This window comes from Achromobacter sp. (assembly GCF_032102605.1).
Lineage (GTDB): Bacteria > Pseudomonadota > Gammaproteobacteria > Burkholderiales > Burkholderiaceae_B > Achromobacter.
Genome location: NZ_DAMDGT010000006.1, coordinates 17991 through 39162 on the forward strand (window position 1 = coordinate 17991; position 21172 = coordinate 39162).

The window sequence follows — 21172 nt, forward strand, 5'->3', positions numbered from 1 at the left end:
TCACTTCTGCCTTGCGGCTGCCGCCGCGGGTCCGTCCACTTTCGCCACGCGTTGAAGAAACGCATCCAGCGCCGGATTGTCGTGCTGCGCATGCCAGGCCAGGTACATGTCGGCGTAGAGGTTGCGTTGCCCGATCGGCCGGAATTCCACGCCTTCGAACCGCAATTCGCGGGCCGAATCCGGCACGATGCCCACGCCCAGTCCAGCCCGCACCAACGCCAGCAGCGTATGGGTCTGCCCCGCGCGTTGCACATACTGCGGCTGCACGTCCGCCAGGCCGAAGGCGCCGACGATGCGGTCGTAGAAGTACTTCCCTTCCCGGGGCGAATACAGCACGAAAGGCTGCCCTTGCAGCAGGCGCAGCGGTACCGTGGCGTGCTCGCACAACGGCGACGCCGCCGGCAGCGCCAGCACCAGCGGCTCGCGTTCAAGCAGGCGCGATTCGATGCCCGCCTGCTGCGGCACGCTGCGCGCCAGGATGGCGTCCAGTTCATGGGCCAGCAGCAGGCGGCTGAGGTCCGTGGTGACGGTTTCCCGAAGCTGGATCTCCACGCCCGACAACAGTTTGCGCGCCTGCATGATCAGCGACGGCATCAAGCGGTACGCGGCCACGGCGGTGAACCCCAGCGTGATCTGGCCCGCTTCGCCACCCGACGTGCGGCGCGCGGTGGCGGCCGCCTGCGCCGAGAATTCCAGCAGGTGCCGCGCATCCCGCAGGAACCGCCGGCCGGCCGCGCTCAGCAGCACCTGACGGCTATTGCGTTGGAACAGTGTTACGCCCAGATCCTGCTCCAGAAGCTGGATCTGGCGCGACAACGGCGGCTGCGTCATGCATAGCCGTTCCGCAGCACGGCCAAAGTGCAGCTCTTCGGCCACGGCAATGAAACACTCAAGCTGGCGGAATTCCATCGATCCAATCCTTGAATTGATCAATGCTATTTATAGCTCGAACGGCTATCCATGGGCAGCCCTTCCTATACTCGGGCGCAAGGCCGAAAACCGGCCGTTCGAAGCATCAGGAGCCTTACCCAGCAGCACCCTTTTTCGCGGCATAGCCGCCATCAACGCCATAAAGAGAAAATCCATGGAGACAAAGAACACCGCCCGGATCCGCGTCCGGCTTATCGCCGCGGCGCTGGCCTTGACCGCCACTGCGGCATTGCCAGGCGCCGCCAGCGCCGCCGGCTATCCGGAGCGACCGATCAATCTCATCGTCCCGTTTTCACCGGGCGGGGGCACGGATATCTCGGCGCGCCTTCTAGCCGCGGCCCTGGGCGAAAAATTTTCGTCTTCGGTCGTGGTGGACAACCGGCCGGGCGCGGGCGGACAGATCGCCGCCGACCTGGTGGCGCGATCACAGCCCGACGGCTACACGCTGCTTTTCGCCAACTCGGGCATGCTGGCGATCAACCCCTGGATCTACAAATTGCACTCGGACCCGGTCAAGGCGTTCGCGCCGGTGTCCCTGTTCTCGGACCTGCCGTTCGTGCTGGTGGTGCCCGCCAGCCTGCCGGCCAAGAACGTCGCGGAACTGGTCACGTTGACCAAGTCCCAGCCCGGCAAGCATACGTTTGCCAGCTCCGGCACCGGCGGCGCGCCGCACCTGTCCGGCGAGATCTTCCAACAGGCCACTGGCGTCGACCTGGTGCACGTGCCCTACAAGGGCGGCGGCCCGGCCATGACCGACCTGATGGCGGGCCGAGTCGACATGCTGTTCGCGTCGGTGCTGGAAACCATGCCTTACGTCACCGCTGGCAAGCTGCGCGCTCTGGCCGTCACGGGCGCGGCGCGCTCGCCGGCCATGCCGGACGTTCCCACCATCGACGAAGCCGGCGTGAAGAACGCGCAAAGCGGATCCTGGACTGCGGTGCTGGCGCCTGCCGGAACCCCGCAGGCGGTAATCGACAAGCTGTCCGAAGCCATCCGAGAAGTCGCGGCCGACCCTGCCGTCAAAGCGAAGCTTGAATCGCAGGGCGCGGTGGCGCATGGCTCCACGCCAAAAGAACTGCAAGAATTGGCGGCCAGCGAACGCGAACGCTATGGGCAGATAATCAAGTCCCGCAATATCCAGACCAACTGATCCTCAATCCGGCCCGCCTTGGCGGGCCCACACCTCATAAGCCGTATCCATGACTGCATCCCTTCCCGCTTCCGCCGCCGACATCCTGATGGTTGGCCCCCTGCTGCCCGAATTGGTGGCCGACCTGGAATCGCGCTACCGAGTCCATCGCCTGTGGGAGGCCAAGGACGCGGCAGCGCTGTTGCGCGAACACGGGCCCGCCATCCGCGGCATCGCCACCAGCGGCCGGTTTGGCGCCAAGAAGGAACTGATCGACGCCCTGCCCGCCCTGGAAGGCATTTTCAGCTTTGGCGTGGGCTACGACACCATCGACATCGAAGCCGCCAAGGCGCGCAATGTCGTGGTCACCAACACGCCCGGCGTCCTGGACGCCTGCGTTGCCGACACCGCGCTGGCCCTGATGCTGGCCGTCTCGCGCCGCGTCGCGGAAGCCGACCGCTTCGTGCGCGCGGGCCGCTGGCCCACGGAAGGCTTCGGGCTGGGTTCCCGCATGACGGGCAAGCGCTGCGGCATCGTCGGGCTGGGCAACATCGGGCTGCAGATCGCCCGCCGCGCACAGGCCTTTGACATGGAGATCCTGTACACCAACCGCAAGCCGCGTCCTGACGCGCCGGCGTCGTATCGCTATTGCCCGGACATCGTGACGCTGGCCGGCCAATGCGACTATCTGGTCCTGGCCGTGCCGGGCGGAAGCGCCACGCGGCACATGGTGAACGCGCAAGTGCTAGACGCGCTGGGTCCCGATGGCTGGCTGATCAATATCGCGCGCGGCACCGTGGTGGACGAAGCGGCGCTGGTGGCTGCCTTGCAGAACAAGCGCATCGCCGGCGCCGGCCTGGACGTGTTCGAACACGAGCCCGCCACGCCCCCCGAACTGAACGGGATGGAGAACGTGGTGATGCTGCCGCACATCGCCAGCGGCACGCACGAAACCCGGCAGGCGATGGCGGACCTGATGCGCTCCAATCTGGACGCCTGGTTCCGCGAAAGCCAGGTGCATACGCGGGTGGTGTAAGGCGCGCGTGGGGTTCAGTCGGAGTTTCTTGCTGACGGCGCTGCTGCGCGACTGCTTCCAGCGATTCGGCCAGGGGTGGACGCCGACCCGCGCGGTTTGATGGTTGGTGATCTCCGACTCACGCGGCTCAAGGAACGGTGAGCGCGAGCGCACGCGGCTTAAGAAACCGCCTTCAGGCCGCGCTCCGTGTCATCGACTGACTGCGTTGCAGCCGGCTGCGCCCGATCGGGCGTCGTGCGGTCGCAGCGCGCCCATCCGGATGCCGCGTTGCGCCTGTCATGCAAATAGTCCCAATTGGCTCCGCAGGTGGCGCATGAAAAAGCCTCGTGCGTAATGCCCCGTTGGACAAGATGCAGAGCGCGCACGTGCCCCAGGCTGACCAGGTTTGCGTGACCCGGGGCGCCCGCCCTGTTCTCAACGATCGACGCGCAGTCCGCGCATTCCTCCATGCCTCCACCCTTTCATTTTGCTGTCGGGCAGAATGTTACGAAGGAAGGCGGCTTCGAAGCTCAACAATTCTCACATTCGGTATTTCACAGTTACGATGTCGCGTTTTGCCTGCGCGCTACCTGCCGAAACTACCAACGTCTGTGGCCGGTTCAATCGGACTATACTGGATATATAAACAGTATTTTCCGCCATGCCGTTCAAAGCCCCACTCACCCACGCCGACCTGCGATTCATCCGCGAACGTCAGCCCTGGAACCCCGACGTGATTTCCCTGCTCTGGGAGGTCAAGCGGCTGCGGTCCATCTTGCTGCGCGCCTACCAGCTATCCGGAGACTTCAAGCGCCCAGCAGGCATCACCGGCGAGCTCTACGATGACTTCATGAAGGATCTGCGCGGCGAACCCTGTGTGCTGGAACGCGACGACATGACGTCGACGCTGATCGAAACGCCAGACAAGCTGCGCAAGGGCATGGCGCCGCGATAGCTTTCCGAATTGATACGGAACTTAGTCCGCGGCGGGGTTACCTACGGACATCCAGGACGCATCAAGCGCACCGCCGCCCCAGGAGTTTCACGATGTCGACTTTCCCCATCAATACTGGCGGACCCACCGCCAGTTCGTCCCTCTCTGCCTCGCACGCGTCCGACAGCGCATCGATCGAGGCCATCATGCTGGCGCGCCCCGACGCCTTGAAAGGCCTCGTGGAAAAACAGGCCGAAATCGTCCACAACCTGAACGAGCAACTGCGTACCCTTTCCGCCGAAAAAGCGGAGCTTGCCGGCAAAGCCACCCCGACAAAGGACGACAAAGACCGCCTGAACGCCCTGGATGAGCAACTCGCCGGCCTGGTCAACCAACAGAGCATCCAGATGACCAAACTTCAAGACCTGGCTAACAAGATGACGCAAAGCCTGGAGATCGCGAGCAGCGTCGCCAAGAAGTTCTACGACGCCGGCGCCGGCCTGATCACCAATCTGCGCTGACTGCACGAGCGGCAGCGGCGCCGCAGTTCCAGGCACGTACTGGAATCCTGCCTGGCCCGGGAGTATCGTCAGGACGCAACCCCGGCCATTGTGCGGAGGCGTCTCATGTCTGAAATTCCAAATATCGATATAGAAGCCGGCGCGTCCCAGATGGGCAATCTGGTGCAGTTCCTGCTGTGGATTGCGGCGAAGCCCCGCACCTACGCCGAAACCATGGAAGCCTGGCGGACCAACTGCCCGAGGCTGTCAGCCTGGGAAGACGCCACCGCCAATGGGCTGATCGACATGACGGATGAGGAAAGCACGGTGCGGGGGGAAGCCGTGGTGGTGCTGACGGAAAAAGGACGAGCGCTGCTCGCCTCGTCGAAGTAAGGCTCTGGAGGTTGAACACGATCTCCATGCGCGTTTTCAAGCGCGCCCTCCTTGCCTGCGCCCTCCTCGGCGCTCCGTCTACCGTCCTGGCTGGCCAATTGGACAAGGCGGAATGCACCTACAGGGGCATTCCTCTGCACGGCAAGGTCAAGATCGTTACCGCCTTCCCGGACATCAAAGTCCGGGTAGTCAACGCGTTCGCCGACCTGTCGGTCAAGAAGGTCAACGCCTTCGCCAACAAGTGCGGCGAATGGCAAATCGTCGATAGCTTTCCCGACTTCACCATCCAATTGGTGGACGCGTTCGGCGATATCACGATCAATTGGACGGACAGTTTCCCCGGCGTCCGCTGACCCAGCAGCAAGGCGCGTCCGCCTAAGCGCTTGAAATAACTCGAAGTTATGAATTCGCCTAAGGAAAACCCGATTAGGGAATTTGCTTATGCGCTTTAATTATTTGCAAAGCGCATACTTGGCCGGCCAGAATTCGTCCTTGGCATAAATCAATACCAATGGAACTTCGTCAACTCGAGGCCTTCGCGGCCGTCATGTCCACGGGCAGCGTCACCGCTGCCGGACGGCTGCTTGGACGCTCGCAGCCTGCGATCAGCCGGTTGCTGCAGGAACTGGAGGCCGAGATCGGCTATCCCCTGTTCGCACGCAGCGGCCCCCGCGTGACGCCGACCGAGCAGGGCTTTCTTCTGTATGACGATGTTGAACGCGCGCTGACCAGTCTGCAGCAGATCCGCGGCCGCGCCGACGAGATCGCTCGCGGCCAGGCCCAGCCGCTGCTGATGGCCGCCACGTCCGCCCTGGCGGCGGGCCTGGTGCCGGACGCGCTCAAACGCATCGAAGACCGCCTTGGCGCCGCGCGCATTCAGTTGCGCAGCGCGTCCCCGGAACGCGTGGTGCACGCCGTGCTGTCGGGCGCCGCCCAACTGGGCGCGACCAGCCTGCCGCTGGAGCATCGCGGCCTGACGGTGCACTGGATCGGCCAGGCCCCTTGCGTGGCCGCCCTTCCGGAAGACGATCCCGTCGCGCAGCAGGCCGTGGTGCCGGTGTCGGTCCTGGCCGGGCGCCGCCTGATCACCATGGCCAACCCCTACCGCCTGCGGCGCCGTCTGGACGCCGCGCTGGCGGCCAACGGCCAGCTGCCCGGCACGCTGGAAACCAATTCGTCCATCAACGCCCTGGCTGCCGTGCGCGCCGGACTGGGCGTGTCGGTGCTGGAGCCAATCACCGCTTACGGCGCCCCGATGCCGGGCGTGGCGATCCGCCCCATCGACCTGGACATCCCCTTCTTTTTTGGGGTCATCACCCCGCAGTCGCAAACGCTGACGCCGGCCTGCCAGGCCATGGCCGACGCGCTGGCCGAGGCCGCCGCAGCCCTGCTGCCGGACTTCGTGCGGCATGACGCCTGCGAGCACTCGGCGCTATTGCAGTCGATCTACGGCGATGACGCCCCTGTCATGGAAACCCCCGCAATATGAATCAGCCCATCGCCACCCCGCCGCAAGGCTTAGCTGCCCTTGAGGCGCGCCTGCGGCAAGACCTGTCCTGGCTGGAAATCCCCGCCAAGAACTGGGTGACGCCCCGGCTGGTCGACGGCCAGCAGGTGCTGGACGTGGCCGTCATCGGCGGCGGCATGGCCGGCTTGGCGGCGGCGGCTTCGCTGAAGCACCTGGGCATCGACGCGCCGATCTTCGACCAGGCGCCCGAAGGCTACGAAGGCCCGTGGGCCACCACGGCCCGCATGGAAACGCTGCGTTCGCCCAAGCAATTGACAGGCCCCGCGCTGGGCCTGCCGGCGTTGACCTTCCGCGCCTGGTTCGAATCGCAGTTCGGGTCTGAAGCCTGGGAAGCGCTGGACAAGATTCCGCGCCTGCAATGGATGGACTACCTGCGCTGGTATCGCCGCGTGCTGGCGCTGGATGTGCGCAACGAACACCGCATCCTGTCGGTGCAGCCGCGCGCCGACAAGCTGGTCCAGCTGGACATCGAATCGCCCGCCGGACGCAGCACCGTGCTGGTCCGCCGCGTGGTGCTGGCCACCGGCCGCGACGGCCTGGGCGGCGCGTACGTGCCTGATTTTGCGAAAAAGCTGCCGCGCGACCGCTGGGCGCATTCGTCCGACGTGATGGACTACAACACGCTCGCCGGCCTGCGCGTCGGCGTCGTGGGCGCCGGCGCGTCCGCCATGGACAGCGCGGCGACCGCGCTGGAAGCGGGCGCCGCCAGCGTGGATCTCTTGATCCGCCGCAACGACATCCCCCGCATCAACAAGGGCAAGGGCGCGGGCAACCCCGGCCTGACCCACGGCCACCTGACGCTGCCCGACGAATGGAAGTGGAAGATCCGCCACTACATCAACGCCGCGCAGGTGCCGCCCCCGCGCGGCAGCACGCTGCGCGTGTCGCGCTTTCCCAATGCCTACTTCAACCTGGGCTGTGGCGTGCAGGACCTGGCGCTGGTCGGCGATGAAATCCACGTCACCACGCCCAAGGGCGTGTTCGTGCTGGATTTCCTGATCTTCTCCACGGGCTTCCGCATCGACTGGACCGTACGTCCGGAATTCGCGCCGCTGGCGCCCCACGTGCGCGCCTGGGGCGACCGCTACACGCCGGCCCCCGGCGACGAAGACCAGGAACTGCATGATTCGCCCGACCTGGGCGCAGTATTCGAACTGCAGGAAAAGGTCCCCGGCGCCTGCCCGGGCCTGGACCGCGTGCACTGCTTCTCGTACCCCGCCGCGCTGACGCAGGGCACGATCTCGGGCGACATCCCCGCCATCAGCGAAGGCGCCAAGCGCCTGGCGCAAGGCATCGCCGGCCTCTTCTATCGTGAAGACGTCGCCACGCACTACGCCAACATGGAAGCGTTCTCCGAACCCGAAGTGTTCGGCGACGAATGGACGCCGGCCCGCGCGCCGGCGCCGCAGGCGGAGACCGCGCAATGACCGCATGGCTGCTACGCCGCGTGGCGCAAGCCGCGGTGGTCGTGTTCCTGATGACGCTGATCGTCTTCGTGGGACTGCACGCCATCGGCAACCCCGTGGACATCCTGATCGGCCAGGACGTGGACCAGGTGGACCGCGCCCGCATCATCGCCGAACTCGGCCTGGACAAGCCCCTGTGGCAACAGTATCTGGCCTTCTTGAATGGGGCGCTGCACGGCAACCTGGGCAACAGCTTCGTCTACAACATTCCGGCCGTCGAACTGGTGATCCAGCGCCTGCCAGCCACGCTTGAACTGGCCATCACCGCCCTGACCTTCGCGGTCATCATCGGCCTGCCGCTTGGCCTCTTTGCCGGCCTGTATCCCGACAGCCGCGTGTCCAAGATGATCATGGCGGGCAGCATCGTCGGCTTCTCGCTGCCCACCTTCTGGGTGGCGCTGATGCTGATCATGGCGTTCAGCGTGTCGCTGGGCTGGCTGCCGGCCAGCGGCCGCGGCCAGACGGTGGAATTCCTGGGCTTCCAGTGGTCGTGGCTGACGGCCGACGGCTGGCGCCACCTGATCCTGCCGGCGCTGAACCTGTCGCTCTTCAAGATCTCGTTGGTGATCCGCCTGACCCGCGCCGGCGTGCGCGACGTGATGCCGCTGGACTTCGTGAAGTTCGCGCGGGCCAAGGGCCTGTCGCCCTTCCGCGTGGTCTGTGTGCACGTGCTGCGCAACACCATGATCCCGCTGGTGACGGTGCTGGGCCTTGAGCTGGGCTCGACCATCGCGTTCGCCGTCATCACCGAAAGCATCTTTGCCTGGCCTGGCGCCGGCAAGCTGATCCTGGACAGCCTGAACGCGCTGGACCGCCCGGTGATCGTGGCCTACCTGATCGTCGTCGTGTTCCTGTTCGTGACGCTGAACCTGATCGTCGACATTCTGTACAAAGTGCTGGACCCCCGGGTACGGCTGGAGGCCACGGCATGAGTTCCGTATCCAATACCTCGCAGGCGCCCGTCCTGCGCCGCGAGTCCCCGTGGCGCCGCAACCTGGCCGAGTTCCTGTCGTCCAAGACGGCCGTGCTGGGCCTGGTGGTGGCCACGCTGCTGATCCTGGCGGCCGTGCTGGCGCCCTGGATTTCGCCGCAGAACCCGTATGACCTGCTGCAGATCGACGTCCTGGACTCGCGCCTGCCGCCAGGAACCATGAACGGCCTGGAAACCTTCCACTACTGGCTGGGCACCGACGGCCAGGGCCGCGACCTGCTGTCGGGCATCTTGTATGGCCTGCGAATCAGCTTGATGGTGGGCGTGGGGTCGGCGCTGATCGCCGGCGTCATCGGCACGCTGCTGGGCCTTCTGGCCGCGTACGCCGGCGGCAAGGTCGACGCCTTCATCATGCGTCTGGTCGACCTGATCCTGTCGTTCCCGTCCATCCTGGTAGCCATGATGATCCTGGCTTACCTGGGCAAGGGCGTTGGCAACGTCGTGCTGACGCTGGTGATCCTGGAATGGGCCTATTACGCCCGCACCGCGCGCGGCCAGGCCCTGGTCGAACGTCGTCGCGAATACGTCGAAGCCGCCCGCTGCCTGGACATCCCCAACTGGCGGATCATGCTCAAGCACATCCTGCCGAACTGCCTGCCGCCGCTGATCGTCATCGGCACGCTGCAGATCGCGCGCGCCATCACGCTGGAAGCCACGCTGAGCTTCCTGGGCCTGGGCGTGCCCGTGACCGAACCGTCGCTGGGCCTGCTGATCTCCAACGGCTTCCAATACATGCTGTCCGGCGAATACTGGATCAGCTTCTACCCCGGCATCGCGCTCTTGATCACCATCGTGGCGATCAACCTGGTGGGCGACCGCCTGCGCGACGTGCTGAACCCGAGGACCCACAAATGACCGACCGCTCCGCCTCGGCTGGCGCGCCGGCCACGCTTGAAGTGCGCAACCTGCGCACCCAATTCCATACCCGCGCGGGCGTGCTGCCCGCCGTGGACGGCGTTTCCTTTACGTTGGAACGCGGCAAGATCCTGGGCCTGGTCGGCGAGTCCGGCTCGGGCAAGTCCGTCACGGGCTTTTCCATCATGGGTCTGGTCGACGCCCCCGGCCGCATTGCGGGCGGCGAAGTCCTGTTCCAGGGCCGCGACCTGACCAAGCTGGCCCCGCGCGAACTGCGCAAGCTGCAGGGCAACCGCATCGCCATGATCTTCCAGGATCCGATGATGACGCTGAACCCCGTGCTGCGGGTGGACGTGCAGATGATCGAGACGGTGCGCGCCCACAACGGCATGAGCAAGGCTCAGGCCCGCATCCTGGCGCGCGACACGCTGGGCATGATGGGCATCCCCAGCCCCGAAGAGCGCCTGCTGGCGTATCCGCACCAGCTTTCCGGCGGCATGCGCCAGCGCGTGGCCATCGCCATCGCCATGCTGCACCGCCCCGACCTGATCATCGCCGACGAACCCACCACCGCGCTGGACGTCACCATCCAGGCGCAGATCCTGTCCGAAGTGCAGAAGCTGGCCCAGCAGCACGGCACCAGCCTCATCTGGATCACGCACGATCTGTCGGTGGTTGCCGGCCTGGCCGACGACGTGGCGGTGATGTACGCCGGCCGCATCGTCGAACACGGCAAGGTTGACGACGTGCTGGACCGCCCGCAGCATCCGTACACGGTGGGCCTGATCGACAGCCTGCCCAGCAACAACGCCCGCGGCCAGCGCCTGCGCCAGATCCCCGGCATGACGCCGAACCTGCTGCACCTGCCTGCCGGCTGTGCGTTTTCGACGCGCTGCTCGCGCGCCACCGCCGCCTGCGGCCAGCAACCTGGCATCACCGAAGCCTTACCCGAACACAACGTGCGCTGCTTCCATCCTTCCATCCAGATCCACAGCGAGGTGGCGGCATGAGCGCGGCTGCCAATGCAATCACCCCGCTGATCGACCTGCGCCAGGTCAGCAAGCGTTTCGGCGAGCGCAAGGTCGGCGCCGCCGGCCGCGCCATGCAGTCGCTGGGCCTGTCCAAGCCGCCCGCCATCACGCGCGCGGTGGACCACGTGGACCTTATCGTGAACCCCGGCGAAGTCGTCGGCCTGGTCGGCGAATCCGGCTGCGGCAAGTCCACGCTGGGCCGCATCGCCGCGGGCCTGCTCACGCCGTCGGGCGGCGAAGTCCGCATCAACGGCGTGCGCCCCGCTGACATGAATCCTGCCCAGGCCCACGCCGCGCGCCTGAAAGTGCAGATGATTTTCCAGGACCCCTACGCCAGCCTCAACCCGCGCCTGCGCGTGGATGAGATCGTGGGCGAAGCGGCCCGCATCCACGGCCTGGTCGGCAACGGCGACTTCGACGACTACGTCAGCGCCCAGCTGGAACGCGCCGGCCTGGACCCCGCCCTGCGCCAGCGCTATCCGCACCAGTTCAGCGGCGGCCAGCGCCAGCGCATCGGCATCGCCCGCGCCCTGGCCGTGCAGCCGTCCATGCTGGTCTGCGACGAGGCCGTGGCCGCGCTGGACGTGTCGATCCAGGCGCAGATCCTGAACCTGTTCATGGACCTGCGCGAAGAGCTCAACCTGACGTACCTCTTCATCAGCCATGACCTGGGCGTGGTCGAACACCTGTCCCACCGCGTCGTCATCATGTACCTGGGCCGCGTCGTGGAAACGGCCACCGTGGAAGAAGTCTTCCAGCGCCCGAACCACCCGTACACGCAGGCGCTGCTGGCCGAGATTCCCACCCTGAAGTCGCGCCACAAAACCTTTACCGCGATCAAGGGCGAAATCCCCAGCCCGCTGAACCCGCCCAGCGGCTGCCATTTCCATCCGCGATGTCCGCACGCGATGCCGCGCTGCAAGACCGAGGTTCCCACGTTGAAGGGAATCGCAATCAACCACCTTAGCGCCTGTCATCTGAACGACATGGCCTGACGATCACTGGCCGCGGCCCGACCGCCGCGGCCGCTGGATTAACTCCGTTCCCCCCTATACCAAGGACCCCGGACATGAAACGCCTGATTCTCTCGACTCTCACCGCCGCCATCCTGGGCGCGTCGGCCGTTGCCGCCGCCGACAACCTGTCGATCGGTTTTGCCGACCCGCTGTCGTCCCTGGACCCGCAGCTGAACAACCACGCCGGCGACCGCTCGGTGGCCCTGCACTTCTGGGACCTGCTGATCGAGAACAAGTGGAACAAGCTGCAGCCGGGCCTGGCCGTGAGCTGGAAGCCGCTGGACCCCACCACCTGGGAATTCAAGCTGCGTGAAGGCGTGAAGTGGCAGGACGGCACGCCGTTCACCGCCGACGACCTGATCTACTCCTACACCCGCGCGCGCGGCGTGCCGGGCAGCGTCGCCACCTACGCCGGCTACCTGCGCACCATCGACACGATGACCGCCAAGGATCCGCTGACCCTCATCGTCAAGACCAAGGCCCCCAACCCCGACCTGCCGCTGAACCTGGCGTCCATCCACGTCGTCAGCAAGCACGTCGGTGAAAAGTCGTCGACCGAAGACTACAACTCGGGCAAGGCCATGATCGGCACCGGCCCCTACAAGTTCGTGTCCTACACCCCCGGCGACCGCGTCATCATGGAACGCAACGACGCCTACTGGGGCGACAAGCAGACCTGGGAAAAAGTCAACTACCGCTACATCAACAACGCCGCCGCCCGCACCGCCGCGCTGCTGGCCGGCGACGTGGACGTGATCGACAAGGTCTCGGTGTCCGACCTGGCCAAGCTGCAAAAGGCCTCGAACATCTCGGTGTACCCGTACGACGGCCTGCGCGTCATGCTGCTGCAGCCCAGCTTCAACCCCGCGCCCAACCAGTACATCACCGACAACAACGGCAAGCCGCTGGACAAGAACCCGCTGCTGGACGTGCGCGTGCGCCAGGCGCTGAACCTGGCCATCAACCGCAAGGCCATCGCCGACCGCATCCTGCAAGGCGCCGCCACCGAAGCCAACCAGTGGATGCCCAAGGGCACCTTTGGCTACAACCCCGACGTCAAGGACATCCCCAACGACGTCGCCCAAGCCAAGAAGCTGCTGGCCGAAGCCGGCTTCCCCGACGGCTTCAAGCTGACGATGCACGTCCCCAACGACCGCTACCCGCAAGGCCCGGAAACGGCCCAGGCGGTTGCGCAGTTCTGGACCCGCGTCGGCGTCAAGACGCAAGTGGAAGTCGTGCCATGGGCCGTGTACTCGGGCCGCGCCAACAAGAACGAATTCGCCGTCAGCATGCTGGCGTGGGGCAACGGCACGGGTGAAGCGAGCTACGCGCTGGTCAACATCCTGGCCACCGTCGACGCCAAGAAGGGCCTGGGCGCCTCCAACTGGGGCCACTACACCAACCCCAAGGTCGACGCCGCCCTGGAGCAATCCACGTCTGAATTCGACGTGGCCAAGCGCGAAGCCATCCTGCGCGACTCCGTCAAGATCGTCGCCGACGACGTCGGCATCATCCCGCTGTTCCACTACAAGAACATCTGGGCCACCAAGAAGGGCCTGAAGGTCACCCCGATGACCAGCGACCGCACGGCCGCCATGATGGTCACCAAGGAAGCGGGCAAGTAAGCCATGACGCCGACCCTGACCATCGCCCCCGCGGACGCCCTGATCGACGTCCCGCGCCAGATCCGCGTCGAACACGTCGCGCCCGGCGCGACGGTCGAGATCACCGCCCTCACCCGCCGCAACGGCGTGCTCTGGCAAAGCCAGGCCGCCTACACGGCGGGCGAAGACGGCGTTGTCGACCTGACCCGCGACGCGCCCGTCTCGGGCGACTACACCGGCCTGGCCCCCATGGGCCTGGTCTGGTCGCAGTCTCCCGTGGATTCCCCCAGCCGCGAACACTTCAACCACCCGGTGACCGAAGCGCTGATCACCGACGTCGTGGCTCGCGTGCAAGGCGCCGAGGTAGAGGCCAGCTTCACGCAGCGCCTGGCCGCCGACGGCGTCACGCGTCATGAAGTCCGCGATGAAGGCCTGGTCGGCACGCTTTACCTGCCGGCAGGCAGCGCCCCGGGCTCGCATCCCGCCGTCATGATCCTGAACGGCTCGGGCGGCGGCATCAACGAACCGCGCGCCGCCCTGTACGCATCGCGCGGCTACGCCGCCTTCGCGCTGGCCTACTTCAAGGCTCCCGGCCTGTCCGACTACATCTCGAACACCCCGCTGGAGTACTTCCAGACGGGCCTGCGCTGGCTGCGCAAGAAGGTCCAGCCCAAGCATGACTTCGTCGCCATCAGCGGCCAGTCCCGCGGCGGCGAACTCGTGCTGCTCTTGGGAGCCACCTTCCCCAAGGAAGTGTCCGCGGTCGTGGCCTACGTGCCCGGCGCCGTCGTGCACAGCGGCCAGAACGCCTGCGACCCCAAGATCGGCCGCGAAGGCCCCACGTGGCTGCTGGACGGCAAGCCCCTGCCTCACGTCTGGGAAAACAACCGCACCGCCACGTGGGCTCCGTTCGATGAAGGCCCCGCGCCCCATCGCCACGAAAAGGCCATCCTGACGGCGTTGCAGGACCCGGACGCCGTGGCCCGTGCGCGCATCCGCGTGGAAGACATCGAAGGCCCGGTCATCATGCTGTCCGGCACCGACGACGGCTCCTGGCCGTCCAGCCTGTACTCGAAGATGATCCAGGACAAGCTGGTTGAAGTGAAGCATCCGTACCCGGTCGAGTGGCTGGACTACGAGAACGGCGGCCACTCCATCCTCTTCCCCTTCGTGCCGACCACCCAGCACGTCTACGCCCACCCGGTGTCAGGCAAGATCAGCACCAGCGGCGGCACGCCCAAGGACAACGCGCGCGCCGACGAGGAATCGTGGGAAGGCGTGAAGAAATTCCTGGACGCGGCCGTCAAGGCGAAAGCCGCGGCGGCCTGATCCGTCGACACATCCGCATCGGCATGAACAACGCTTCCGCCACGCGTTCCGGTTCCCACGCGAACGCTGCTGCAAGCGTTGCCGGCAGCGCCAACGGGGCATGCGTAACTGCTGCCCCGTCAGCGCCGGCTAAATGACATTCAAGGAGAACTCCTAATGGCACAACAACCCATCGTCTACGACGTCACGAAAGACCTGGTGGACCAGCTCGTCGGCCTTACGCCCGGCAGCCAGACCTTTGAAGTGCGCCACAAGCGCGACAAAGTCGCCGCCGCCACCCAAGGCAGCTACGACGCCCTCTTCGACCCGGCCCTGCCCGGCCTGTCGCTGGCCGAACGCCTGGTCGTCGCGCTGTACGCCACCCGCATCACCCCGTCGCCCCTGCTGGCCGCCCACTACCGCGCCCGCGCGGTGGAAGCCGGCGCTGCGGCTGCGGACATCGCCGTCGCCGAATCCGGCAAGCCGGCCGACGCCGCCGACGCGCGCCTGGCCGCCGTGTTGGAATACACGCGCAAGCTCATCGAAAAGCCCGTCGAAGGCGACGAAGCCGCCTTGAAGACCCTGCCGGCCGCAGGCGTCTCCACCCCCGCGGTGGTCACCCTGTCGCAGCTCATCGCCTTCCTGTCGTACCAGACGCGACTGGTGGCGGGGTTGGTGGCGATGAAGGCGGCTGAGGGGCTGGGGGCTGGTGGTTCCGATGCTGCCGATGCAACGGCCGTCATCAACCCCGGCAACACCGAACCCGGCGCCGTCATCAAAGCCCACGGCTTCACCAACGAAGTCCTGGAATGGAAAGCCTGGCTCGACGTCGTCAACGTCGACACCGCCACGCCCGAACAGATCGCCGTCCTGGAAGAAAGCCACCCCAAGGCCAAGGTCTCGGACTACTACCTGTTCCTGGTCCACCAACCGGAAATCCTGCGCCAGCGTTCGACCGCGTTCAACGCGATCATGTATGCGCCGGGCGGGATGTCACGTGCTGAGCGGGAACTGGGCGCCACTGTCGTCTCGCGCGTCAACGGCTGCGTCTACTGCGCGTCGGTCCATGCGCAGCGCTTTGAGCAACTGGCCAAGCGCAATGACGTGATCGGCCAGGTGTTCGAGAATCCGATCACTGCTGGCACCACTGCCCGTGAACAGGCCATCGGCAAGTTCTCGATCCAGATCACCGAAGCGCAGGCTGCCGTGAATGCGGACAGCATCCAGGCGCTGAAGAATGTGGGGCTGAACGACGGCGAGATTCTGGATCTGCTGCATTCGGATGCGATTTTTGCCTGGGCGAATCGGTTGATGCTGAATTTGGGCGAGCCCGTGTTCGTCGTTGCTGGCTGACACCTGCGTTTTCCCTGCCCTGGGGCCGCGTCAGGCCCCAGGTGTCTGGCACCCGTGCAAGACCGTCGGCGCACTGCGAGAGCGGTCCCGGGTGTCTGACACCGCCCTTGAGCAGACACAGCCGGTGTCCGCGACACCGCACCGCCGTAAACTGGCCTCGGCGGCCACCTCGCCGCCAGCCACCCTGCCGCCCTCCGCGCCTTCCCCCTTCGGCCCGCCACGGCAGCCCCCTCGCGAACAAGACACGGAGCCCAGCCATGGACCATGACCTTGACGCCATGACGCGCGAGCAGCTCATCAGCGAAGTCAAGAAACTGCGCGCCGGCGTGCGCGCCCACCGCGACGCCACCGGCCACGACCTCTGTTGGCATCACCCTCAGCTATGGGATCTGCTCCCCGAGCAAGCTGGCAAACCACCCATCGTGCCCGCCTGGCCTCAGTTCATGCGAGGCTGCATCGCCTACCGCACATCGCTGGACGCGCAATGCCCAGCCGCTGTGCGCAGCGAACAGGAATACGGCGGCAAGCCCTAGCGCCGCCACGGCGCATCCGGTCCCACGCCTTGGGGCCCGACACCCGCCGCCGGGACTGCTCTTCCCCGGGGAGGAGTTAAACTGCCTCTTTCCGCCTTCCCCTGCGCCCCGCCCCTCGAGCGGGGCGCAATGCCTTTCCCAATGTCAGAAAAAACTCACGACATCCGCCCCGGCCAGTCCGTCGAACTGCTAAAGGCCCTGCACATCCTGACCCGCGACGGCAAGATGAACCAGGACAGCCGCAGGAAATTGAAGCAGGTCTATCACCTGTTTCAGTTCATCGAACCGTTGTTAAAAGACGTTCAACAGGAGCGCGGCGCGGTCACGCTCGCGGACCACGGCGCGGGCAAGTCGTATTTGGGGTTCATCCTGTATGACCTGTTCTTCAAAGAGCAGCCCGAGGCGCTGAAAAACGGCTCCCACATCTACGGCATCGAAACCCGCGAAGAACTGGTGAAGTCGTCGGAAGAACTGGCCAAGTGGCTGGGGTTTGGCGGCATGTCATTCCTGAACTTGTCGGTGGCCGACTCCATTACGTCAGGCAAACTGCCGGCCTCCATCGACGTCGTCACCGCCCTGCACGCTTGCAATACGGCCACCGACGACGCGATTCATTTTGCGTTGGAGAAGAAGGCGAAGTACATCGTCGTGGTGCCTTGCTGCCAGGCTGAGGTGGCCTCGGTGCTGAGGAAGAATAAGGCGAAGGCGTTGGCTGATCCGTTGGCTGAAATCTGGCGGCATCCGCTGCATACGCGGGAGTTTGGGAGCCAGATCACCAATGTGCTGCGCTGCCTGCAATTGGAAGCGCATGGGTATCAGGTGAGTGTGACCGAGCTGGTTGGCTGGGAGCATTCGATGAAGAATGAGCTGATCATTGCGCAGTATAAGAATCTGCCGACTCGGAAGCCTGCGGAACGGTTGACGGAGATGTTGGAACGGATTGGGTTGCAGGAGTTGAAGGACAGGTTTTTTGTGCCTGAAAAGAAGCAAGAAACTACAGCCTGATCGAGAACCTAAACCCGCTGTTACCGCTTTCCCACCTACGCACGGCACACGACCTGCTCATTGAGCGCGAGTGCCCAATACCCCTTCAAGAACGGCTCGAGCCCGCCAGCACTCAGCCTGCCGTTCGGTGGGCGCCAGACGGGGCGGTCGCGACCAATCCGACCGCGCAAGAAAAAATCGAAATCCCTATTCGGCCGGGAAAGGTCGCGACACCGATCGAGAACCGGTGGCTCAACTTCTTTCAGTTGAGAAGAAGCCGCATTAGCTTCCGAGCACCGGCGGATCTGACAACCGGCGACCCAATAATGGCCCGCCCATTGCCCTGACGACTTCGCTCTTCGCGGCTGTACGTGGAGACGAGGGTGAGATCTCTTCGATTTCGCATGCCCATCCAGTACTTGCAGCCATGTACATCCGCACTTTGAGGTATGTACATACCGCTCATCAGGCGCAAAATTCAAATTAGAACAACGCTCTAATTCTGTCCCCGAGCATCCCAAGGGACGAGTTTGAGGAAATGTACGGCGATATCAAGCAGCTGCAAGGCGTTCAGGGGACGCGATTTCAGGCTGCCCTCCTTCAAAGCAACCTGGCCGCAAGAATCGAGCGCTCATATGACCCGCCAACAAGCATTAAATCAGATTTGGAAAAAACTGCTGCTAGTATTTCTAATCCTTAGCGCCATAACCATAAGTGTGGCATACCTCGGCAAGGATGCTCGAGTTCCAATACTGGTATTTTTGTTCGGAAATATTGGCGCATACGTTGGTGTTCATAGAAATCTTGCCGACCTCTCTGATGGAGAGCTATCGGATCTTGCAGGCTCGTGGCTAGGTCTTGTCATTCCGTCTTTCGTGGGAGGCATATTAGCGCTCGTGCTCTATCTATTATTTCTCTCCGAGATCGTCGGCGGAGAACTATTCCCAAGCTTCACAAACGACTCCAAACCCACATTAAAAGAAAACTTCGACATCATTTTGAATCAGCATGCCCCCACGGCGGCTGATTATGCGAAGCTACTTTTCTGGAGCTTCCTTGCAGGTTTCAACCAGAAATACGCAGTGGATATTATCGATTCAGTTAAAAATCGAACCTAATCATCAACGCAGATACGCCCGTTAGGTTTCATCGCAATCAACACCACGCGCAGCAGCTTGCTTGGTTAGACCTTATCGCATGCCCCGCTTTCAGAATGTACGGCAAGCGGTAATTTCGCGGCTGCGCCCGCCACCAGGCGAGAATATTCTCATATTGGAGGATATAAAAATGCCAGAAGGACTGTTCAATCATCCACTTTTCGGCTCTATCGCCTTCCGCACCGCAAACAGGAATCGATGGATCCGTGGCGACGCCATCTCGTTTATCAGCGGCTTCGATGATTCCGAGATAACCCCTTTACACATCCCACAACTCGCCGGGATTCCAGGCGCCAACCACGGGAATCTACGATTTCATCAGAAAGGGCACGCTCAATTGCTCCGGACATTTGCAGAGATAGCAGATCAAGAGCTGTTGCATCATATTAAGACCTGCGCCGGCTCGTTGAACAAGCGATTACGCAAACCTGTCGACGGAGGGGTAAGCAAGCTACCGTCCAACCACGCATTCGGAATCGCTATTGACCTGAATTCCGACGATGGCAGCCTTGGCGGGTCAATAGCCCCAGTGGCTCCGATTTTTCAAAAAAACGGATTTTTGTGGGGAATATCTTTCAACGATCCAATGCACTTTGAGGTAAGTCAATTCCTGCCTCACGGTAACAACCCCGTAGGTGCGCCTGTCGTATCGACGCCTAAACAGTTCATTGCTTGCAAACAGAAAGTACACAATCGCGGCGCTCCCCCTGACGCATTCCTCAACAAGCTGGTTGGATGGGGCGCTGTCGCAGACGACGAGATATTTCTAAAGAACAGCGCGTTTGACATTTACGCCAGCACGGCCAATGTCCTGGGACCGTGGCGCGGCGACTTGCATCGACGCGCCGTAATGCTGGAGGTTCTGCGCGTTTTGGGAGGCTTCGAAAGCTCATGGCAGTGGGAGGCCGGCCGTGACATCACCAACCCCACCTCAGGAACACCCTGCACGGAAGAAGCTGGCATTTTCCAATGTTCTGGTAATTCTATGAACTTCTCCTCCCGGCTACTTCAACTCCTGCGTGATATCGGCGGAGATGAAAGCTGCGAATCGTTTATTGCAACGACCAAATCAAATCACAAATTCGCACTTGAATATTGCGCGCGCCTGCTTAGAATCACTATAAAACACCATGGCCCGATCAAACACGGACATATTCACGCTTGGCTGAGACGTGATGCCGTGGACGAGTTGATGAGAATACTTTGATGTCATTGCACCGGTGAATCGAGCCTTGAGCTGCTCGAACTTACGCAGTTAGCGCAGCTCAAAAGGGGTGTATTTTCTCAACCATCTTTAGAAATCGCCCCGGACGCACCAAGCTGCCGACGTACGTCGGTCACTCCCTCTTCGCTTCCTGCCACGGCTGACGTGCGCCCCTCTGGTTCTTTTGGCTAGGTCTCATCAACAACAGAAACGAGCACAAGAACACCCCACGCCCTAGAACGACCTACATCTCATCGGTCGGACCTCTGCCTATCCCTCCCCAACCTCCGCAGCTCATCCAACGCCAGCCGAGCCAGTTTTGAAGGACGATACTCCCGCCGAATAAACATTCCCACTGATCGAGTCGGCGCGCCCTGGAGACGAGTCTTGGCAATACCATGATGAACAGCCTGATCCAAAGACGACTCGGGGAGCAAGGCGACCCCACAATCGTCCTGCACAAAGCGCGCAATGGTATTGAGATCCCGCAGGGAATACAGAGGCTTGAACGCCTGCGACTCGTCTTGAAAGGCGCGCTCGGTCAACACGCGCACGCTGGTTCCAGGCGGCATGCTGATGATGGGCAACTGGCCGATCTCGGCCGGTGTCCAATGTGTGGTCCGGACGTCGGCCTCAAGGCTATGAAACAGCACGAAGGGTTCAGCAAACAGCTCCTGATATCGCAGATCCGGAGAGCCGTCGTTGCCCATGGCGGTGACAGCGATATCGACGCGGCGTTCGCGTAGCAATTGCAGCGCCTCGCTGGCAATGGGGTCGTATACGTCAATGCGGGCACGCGGGTCCGCCTGCCGAAGATTTTTAACGAGCTGTGGAAGCAGCGATGCCGCCAGCGTTGGCAATGCGGCGACGGCGACGCGGTTGTGGCGTTCGCGCAGCCGTTCGTCCAGCTCCAGCATGCCCGCGTCATAGCGGGCCGTCACGCTGCTAGCGATTTCCAGTATGTCTTGCCCTTCGCGCGACAGTCGGACCATGCGAGTACTACGCTCAAAAAGCTTGATGCCGATGGAGGCCTCGATTTCTTTTACCAGCTTACTTAGCGTGGGCTGCGTGATGTGCAGCATTTCGGCCGTCTTGTGAAAGCTCAAGGTCTGCGCCAGCAGCACGAATATCTTCAGTTGTCTTGTCGTCAGATTCATTCTTTTTATCTATCAATAAAGTGCGGATCGGAACTTAACCTGGAAGCTGTGCCGTCCTAAGCTTGAATCCAGAACGGTATCTGG

Annotated in this window: 21 protein-coding genes; 19 read left to right on the plus strand and 2 right to left on the minus strand. The window is 63.5% G+C overall.

Going from position 1 to position 21172, the window contains the following annotated elements; all coding sequences use genetic code 11:
* A complete protein-coding gene (locus RT614_RS15030; protein WP_313622925.1) occupies nt 1–909 on the minus strand; it encodes a LysR family transcriptional regulator in 909 nt (302 codons plus the stop codon).
* A 175-nt stretch (nt 910–1084) separates the two neighbouring features.
* Here RT614_RS15030 and RT614_RS15035 point away from each other — a divergent pair, with 175 nt between their 5' ends.
* From RT614_RS15035 to RT614_RS15125, 19 genes are all read left to right on the plus strand, one after another.
* Entirely contained in the window at nt 1085–2080 is a 996-nt protein-coding gene (locus RT614_RS15035) for a tripartite tricarboxylate transporter substrate binding protein (RefSeq protein WP_313622926.1), read from the plus strand.
* 49 nt (nt 2081–2129) lie between these two features.
* Complete coding sequence (locus RT614_RS15040; RefSeq protein ID WP_313622927.1) at nt 2130–3095, plus strand: 2-hydroxyacid dehydrogenase; 966 nt, start codon at nt 2130–2132, stop codon at nt 3093–3095.
* 640 nt (nt 3096–3735) lie between these two features.
* Nucleotides 3736–4029 carry a hypothetical protein gene (locus RT614_RS15045; RefSeq protein ID WP_313622928.1) on the plus strand — a complete coding sequence of 98 codons (294 nt, stop codon included), beginning with the start codon at nt 3736–3738 and terminating at the stop codon, nt 4027–4029.
* Nucleotides 4030–4121: 92 nt separating this feature from the next.
* Complete coding sequence (locus RT614_RS15050; protein WP_313622929.1) at nt 4122–4529, plus strand: hypothetical protein; 408 nt, start codon at nt 4122–4124, stop codon at nt 4527–4529.
* 105 nt (nt 4530–4634) lie between these two features.
* Nucleotides 4635–4901 carry a hypothetical protein gene (locus RT614_RS15055; protein ID WP_313622930.1) on the plus strand — a complete coding sequence of 89 codons (267 nt, stop codon included), beginning with the start codon at nt 4635–4637 and terminating at the stop codon, nt 4899–4901.
* 11 nt (nt 4902–4912) lie between these two features.
* Complete coding sequence (locus tag RT614_RS15060) at nt 4913–5254, plus strand: hypothetical protein (RefSeq protein ID WP_313622931.1); 342 nt, start codon at nt 4913–4915, stop codon at nt 5252–5254.
* 158 nt (nt 5255–5412) lie between these two features.
* The gene (locus RT614_RS15065) at nt 5413–6390 is read left to right on the plus strand and encodes a LysR family transcriptional regulator (protein WP_313622932.1); all 978 of its coding nucleotides are present in this window, start codon (nt 5413–5415) and stop codon (nt 6388–6390) included.
* A complete protein-coding gene (locus RT614_RS15070; protein WP_313622933.1) occupies nt 6387–7856 on the plus strand; it encodes an NAD(P)/FAD-dependent oxidoreductase in 1470 nt (489 codons plus the stop codon). Before RT614_RS15065 ends, RT614_RS15070 begins: the two co-directional genes overlap by 4 nt.
* The gene (locus RT614_RS15075) at nt 7853–8827 is read left to right on the plus strand and encodes an ABC transporter permease (protein ID WP_313622934.1); all 975 of its coding nucleotides are present in this window, start codon (nt 7853–7855) and stop codon (nt 8825–8827) included. Before RT614_RS15070 ends, RT614_RS15075 begins: the two co-directional genes overlap by 4 nt.
* Nucleotides 8824–9741 carry an ABC transporter permease gene (locus RT614_RS15080; RefSeq protein WP_313622935.1) on the plus strand — a complete coding sequence of 306 codons (918 nt, stop codon included), beginning with the start codon at nt 8824–8826 and terminating at the stop codon, nt 9739–9741. The genes RT614_RS15075 and RT614_RS15080 overlap by 4 nt, the downstream gene beginning before the upstream one ends.
* On the plus strand, nt 9738–10751 hold the full coding sequence (locus RT614_RS15085) for an ABC transporter ATP-binding protein (RefSeq protein ID WP_313622936.1): 1014 nt from the start codon (nt 9738–9740) through the stop codon (nt 10749–10751). Before RT614_RS15080 ends, RT614_RS15085 begins: the two co-directional genes overlap by 4 nt.
* Nucleotides 10748–11767: an oligopeptide/dipeptide ABC transporter ATP-binding protein gene (locus RT614_RS15090; protein WP_313622937.1), complete on the plus strand. Its 1020-nt coding sequence runs from the start codon at nt 10748–10750 to the stop codon at nt 11765–11767. Before RT614_RS15085 ends, RT614_RS15090 begins: the two co-directional genes overlap by 4 nt.
* Nucleotides 11768–11841: 74 nt before the next feature.
* Nucleotides 11842–13413 carry an ABC transporter substrate-binding protein gene (locus tag RT614_RS15095; RefSeq protein ID WP_313622938.1) on the plus strand — a complete coding sequence of 524 codons (1572 nt, stop codon included), beginning with the start codon at nt 11842–11844 and terminating at the stop codon, nt 13411–13413.
* Between the two features lie 3 nt (nt 13414–13416).
* Entirely contained in the window at nt 13417–14721 is a 1305-nt protein-coding gene (locus RT614_RS15100; RefSeq protein WP_313622939.1) for an acyl-CoA thioesterase/bile acid-CoA:amino acid N-acyltransferase family protein, read from the plus strand.
* A gap of 156 nt (nt 14722–14877) precedes the next feature.
* The gene (locus RT614_RS15105; RefSeq protein WP_313622940.1) at nt 14878–16053 is read left to right on the plus strand and encodes a CMD domain protein; all 1176 of its coding nucleotides are present in this window, start codon (nt 14878–14880) and stop codon (nt 16051–16053) included.
* A 257-nt stretch (nt 16054–16310) separates the two neighbouring features.
* Entirely contained in the window at nt 16311–16586 is a 276-nt protein-coding gene (locus RT614_RS15110; protein WP_313622941.1) for a hypothetical protein, read from the plus strand.
* Between the two features lie 141 nt (nt 16587–16727).
* Complete coding sequence (locus RT614_RS15115) at nt 16728–17591, plus strand: SAM-dependent methyltransferase (RefSeq protein ID WP_313622942.1); 864 nt, start codon at nt 16728–16730, stop codon at nt 17589–17591.
* 614 nt (nt 17592–18205) lie between these two features.
* Nucleotides 18206–18688: a hypothetical protein gene (locus tag RT614_RS15120; protein WP_313622943.1), complete on the plus strand. Its 483-nt coding sequence runs from the start codon at nt 18206–18208 to the stop codon at nt 18686–18688.
* A 169-nt stretch (nt 18689–18857) separates the two neighbouring features.
* Nucleotides 18858–19934 (plus strand): M15 family metallopeptidase, encoded by a 1077-nt coding sequence (locus RT614_RS15125; protein WP_313622944.1) that lies wholly within the window; start codon nt 18858–18860, stop codon nt 19932–19934.
* A 248-nt stretch (nt 19935–20182) separates the two neighbouring features.
* On the opposite strand, the gene RT614_RS15130 is transcribed toward RT614_RS15125, so the two are convergent.
* Nucleotides 20183–21088: a LysR family transcriptional regulator gene (locus tag RT614_RS15130; protein ID WP_313622945.1), complete on the minus strand. Its 906-nt coding sequence runs from the start codon at nt 21086–21088 to the stop codon at nt 20183–20185.
* Between the last annotated feature and the right edge of the window lie 84 nt (nt 21089–21172).

What these genes read in the sequence shown, in the direction of transcription:
- RT614_RS15030 (WP_313622925.1), bottom strand. Translation starts at nt 909, where the DNA reads ATGGAATTCCGCCAGCTTGAGTGTTTCATTGCCGTGGCCGAAGAGCTG.
- RT614_RS15035 (WP_313622926.1), top strand. Translation starts at nt 1,085, where the DNA reads ATGGAGACAAAGAACACCGCCCGGATCCGCGTCCGGCTTATCGCCGCG.
- RT614_RS15040 (WP_313622927.1), top strand. Translation starts at nt 2,130, where the DNA reads ATGACTGCATCCCTTCCCGCTTCCGCCGCCGACATCCTGATGGTTGGC.
- RT614_RS15045 (WP_313622928.1), top strand. Translation starts at nt 3,736, where the DNA reads ATGCCGTTCAAAGCCCCACTCACCCACGCCGACCTGCGATTCATCCGC.
- RT614_RS15050 (WP_313622929.1), top strand. Translation starts at nt 4,122, where the DNA reads ATGTCGACTTTCCCCATCAATACTGGCGGACCCACCGCCAGTTCGTCC.
- RT614_RS15055 (WP_313622930.1), top strand. Translation starts at nt 4,635, where the DNA reads ATGTCTGAAATTCCAAATATCGATATAGAAGCCGGCGCGTCCCAGATG.
- RT614_RS15065 (WP_313622932.1), top strand. Translation starts at nt 5,413, where the DNA reads ATGGAACTTCGTCAACTCGAGGCCTTCGCGGCCGTCATGTCCACGGGC.
- RT614_RS15070 (WP_313622933.1), top strand. Translation starts at nt 6,387, where the DNA reads ATGAATCAGCCCATCGCCACCCCGCCGCAAGGCTTAGCTGCCCTTGAG.
- RT614_RS15075 (WP_313622934.1), top strand. Translation starts at nt 7,853, where the DNA reads ATGACCGCATGGCTGCTACGCCGCGTGGCGCAAGCCGCGGTGGTCGTG.
- RT614_RS15080 (WP_313622935.1), top strand. Translation starts at nt 8,824, where the DNA reads ATGAGTTCCGTATCCAATACCTCGCAGGCGCCCGTCCTGCGCCGCGAG.
- RT614_RS15085 (WP_313622936.1), top strand. Translation starts at nt 9,738, where the DNA reads ATGACCGACCGCTCCGCCTCGGCTGGCGCGCCGGCCACGCTTGAAGTG.
- RT614_RS15090 (WP_313622937.1), top strand. Translation starts at nt 10,748, where the DNA reads ATGAGCGCGGCTGCCAATGCAATCACCCCGCTGATCGACCTGCGCCAG.
- RT614_RS15095 (WP_313622938.1), top strand. Translation starts at nt 11,842, where the DNA reads ATGAAACGCCTGATTCTCTCGACTCTCACCGCCGCCATCCTGGGCGCG.
- RT614_RS15100 (WP_313622939.1), top strand. Translation starts at nt 13,417, where the DNA reads ATGACGCCGACCCTGACCATCGCCCCCGCGGACGCCCTGATCGACGTC.
- RT614_RS15105 (WP_313622940.1), top strand. Translation starts at nt 14,878, where the DNA reads ATGGCACAACAACCCATCGTCTACGACGTCACGAAAGACCTGGTGGAC.
- RT614_RS15110 (WP_313622941.1), top strand. Translation starts at nt 16,311, where the DNA reads ATGGACCATGACCTTGACGCCATGACGCGCGAGCAGCTCATCAGCGAA.
- RT614_RS15115 (WP_313622942.1), top strand. Translation starts at nt 16,728, where the DNA reads ATGTCAGAAAAAACTCACGACATCCGCCCCGGCCAGTCCGTCGAACTG.
- RT614_RS15120 (WP_313622943.1), top strand. Translation starts at nt 18,206, where the DNA reads ATGACCCGCCAACAAGCATTAAATCAGATTTGGAAAAAACTGCTGCTA.
- RT614_RS15125 (WP_313622944.1), top strand. Translation starts at nt 18,858, where the DNA reads ATGCCAGAAGGACTGTTCAATCATCCACTTTTCGGCTCTATCGCCTTC.
- RT614_RS15130 (WP_313622945.1), bottom strand. Translation starts at nt 21,088, where the DNA reads ATGAATCTGACGACAAGACAACTGAAGATATTCGTGCTGCTGGCGCAG.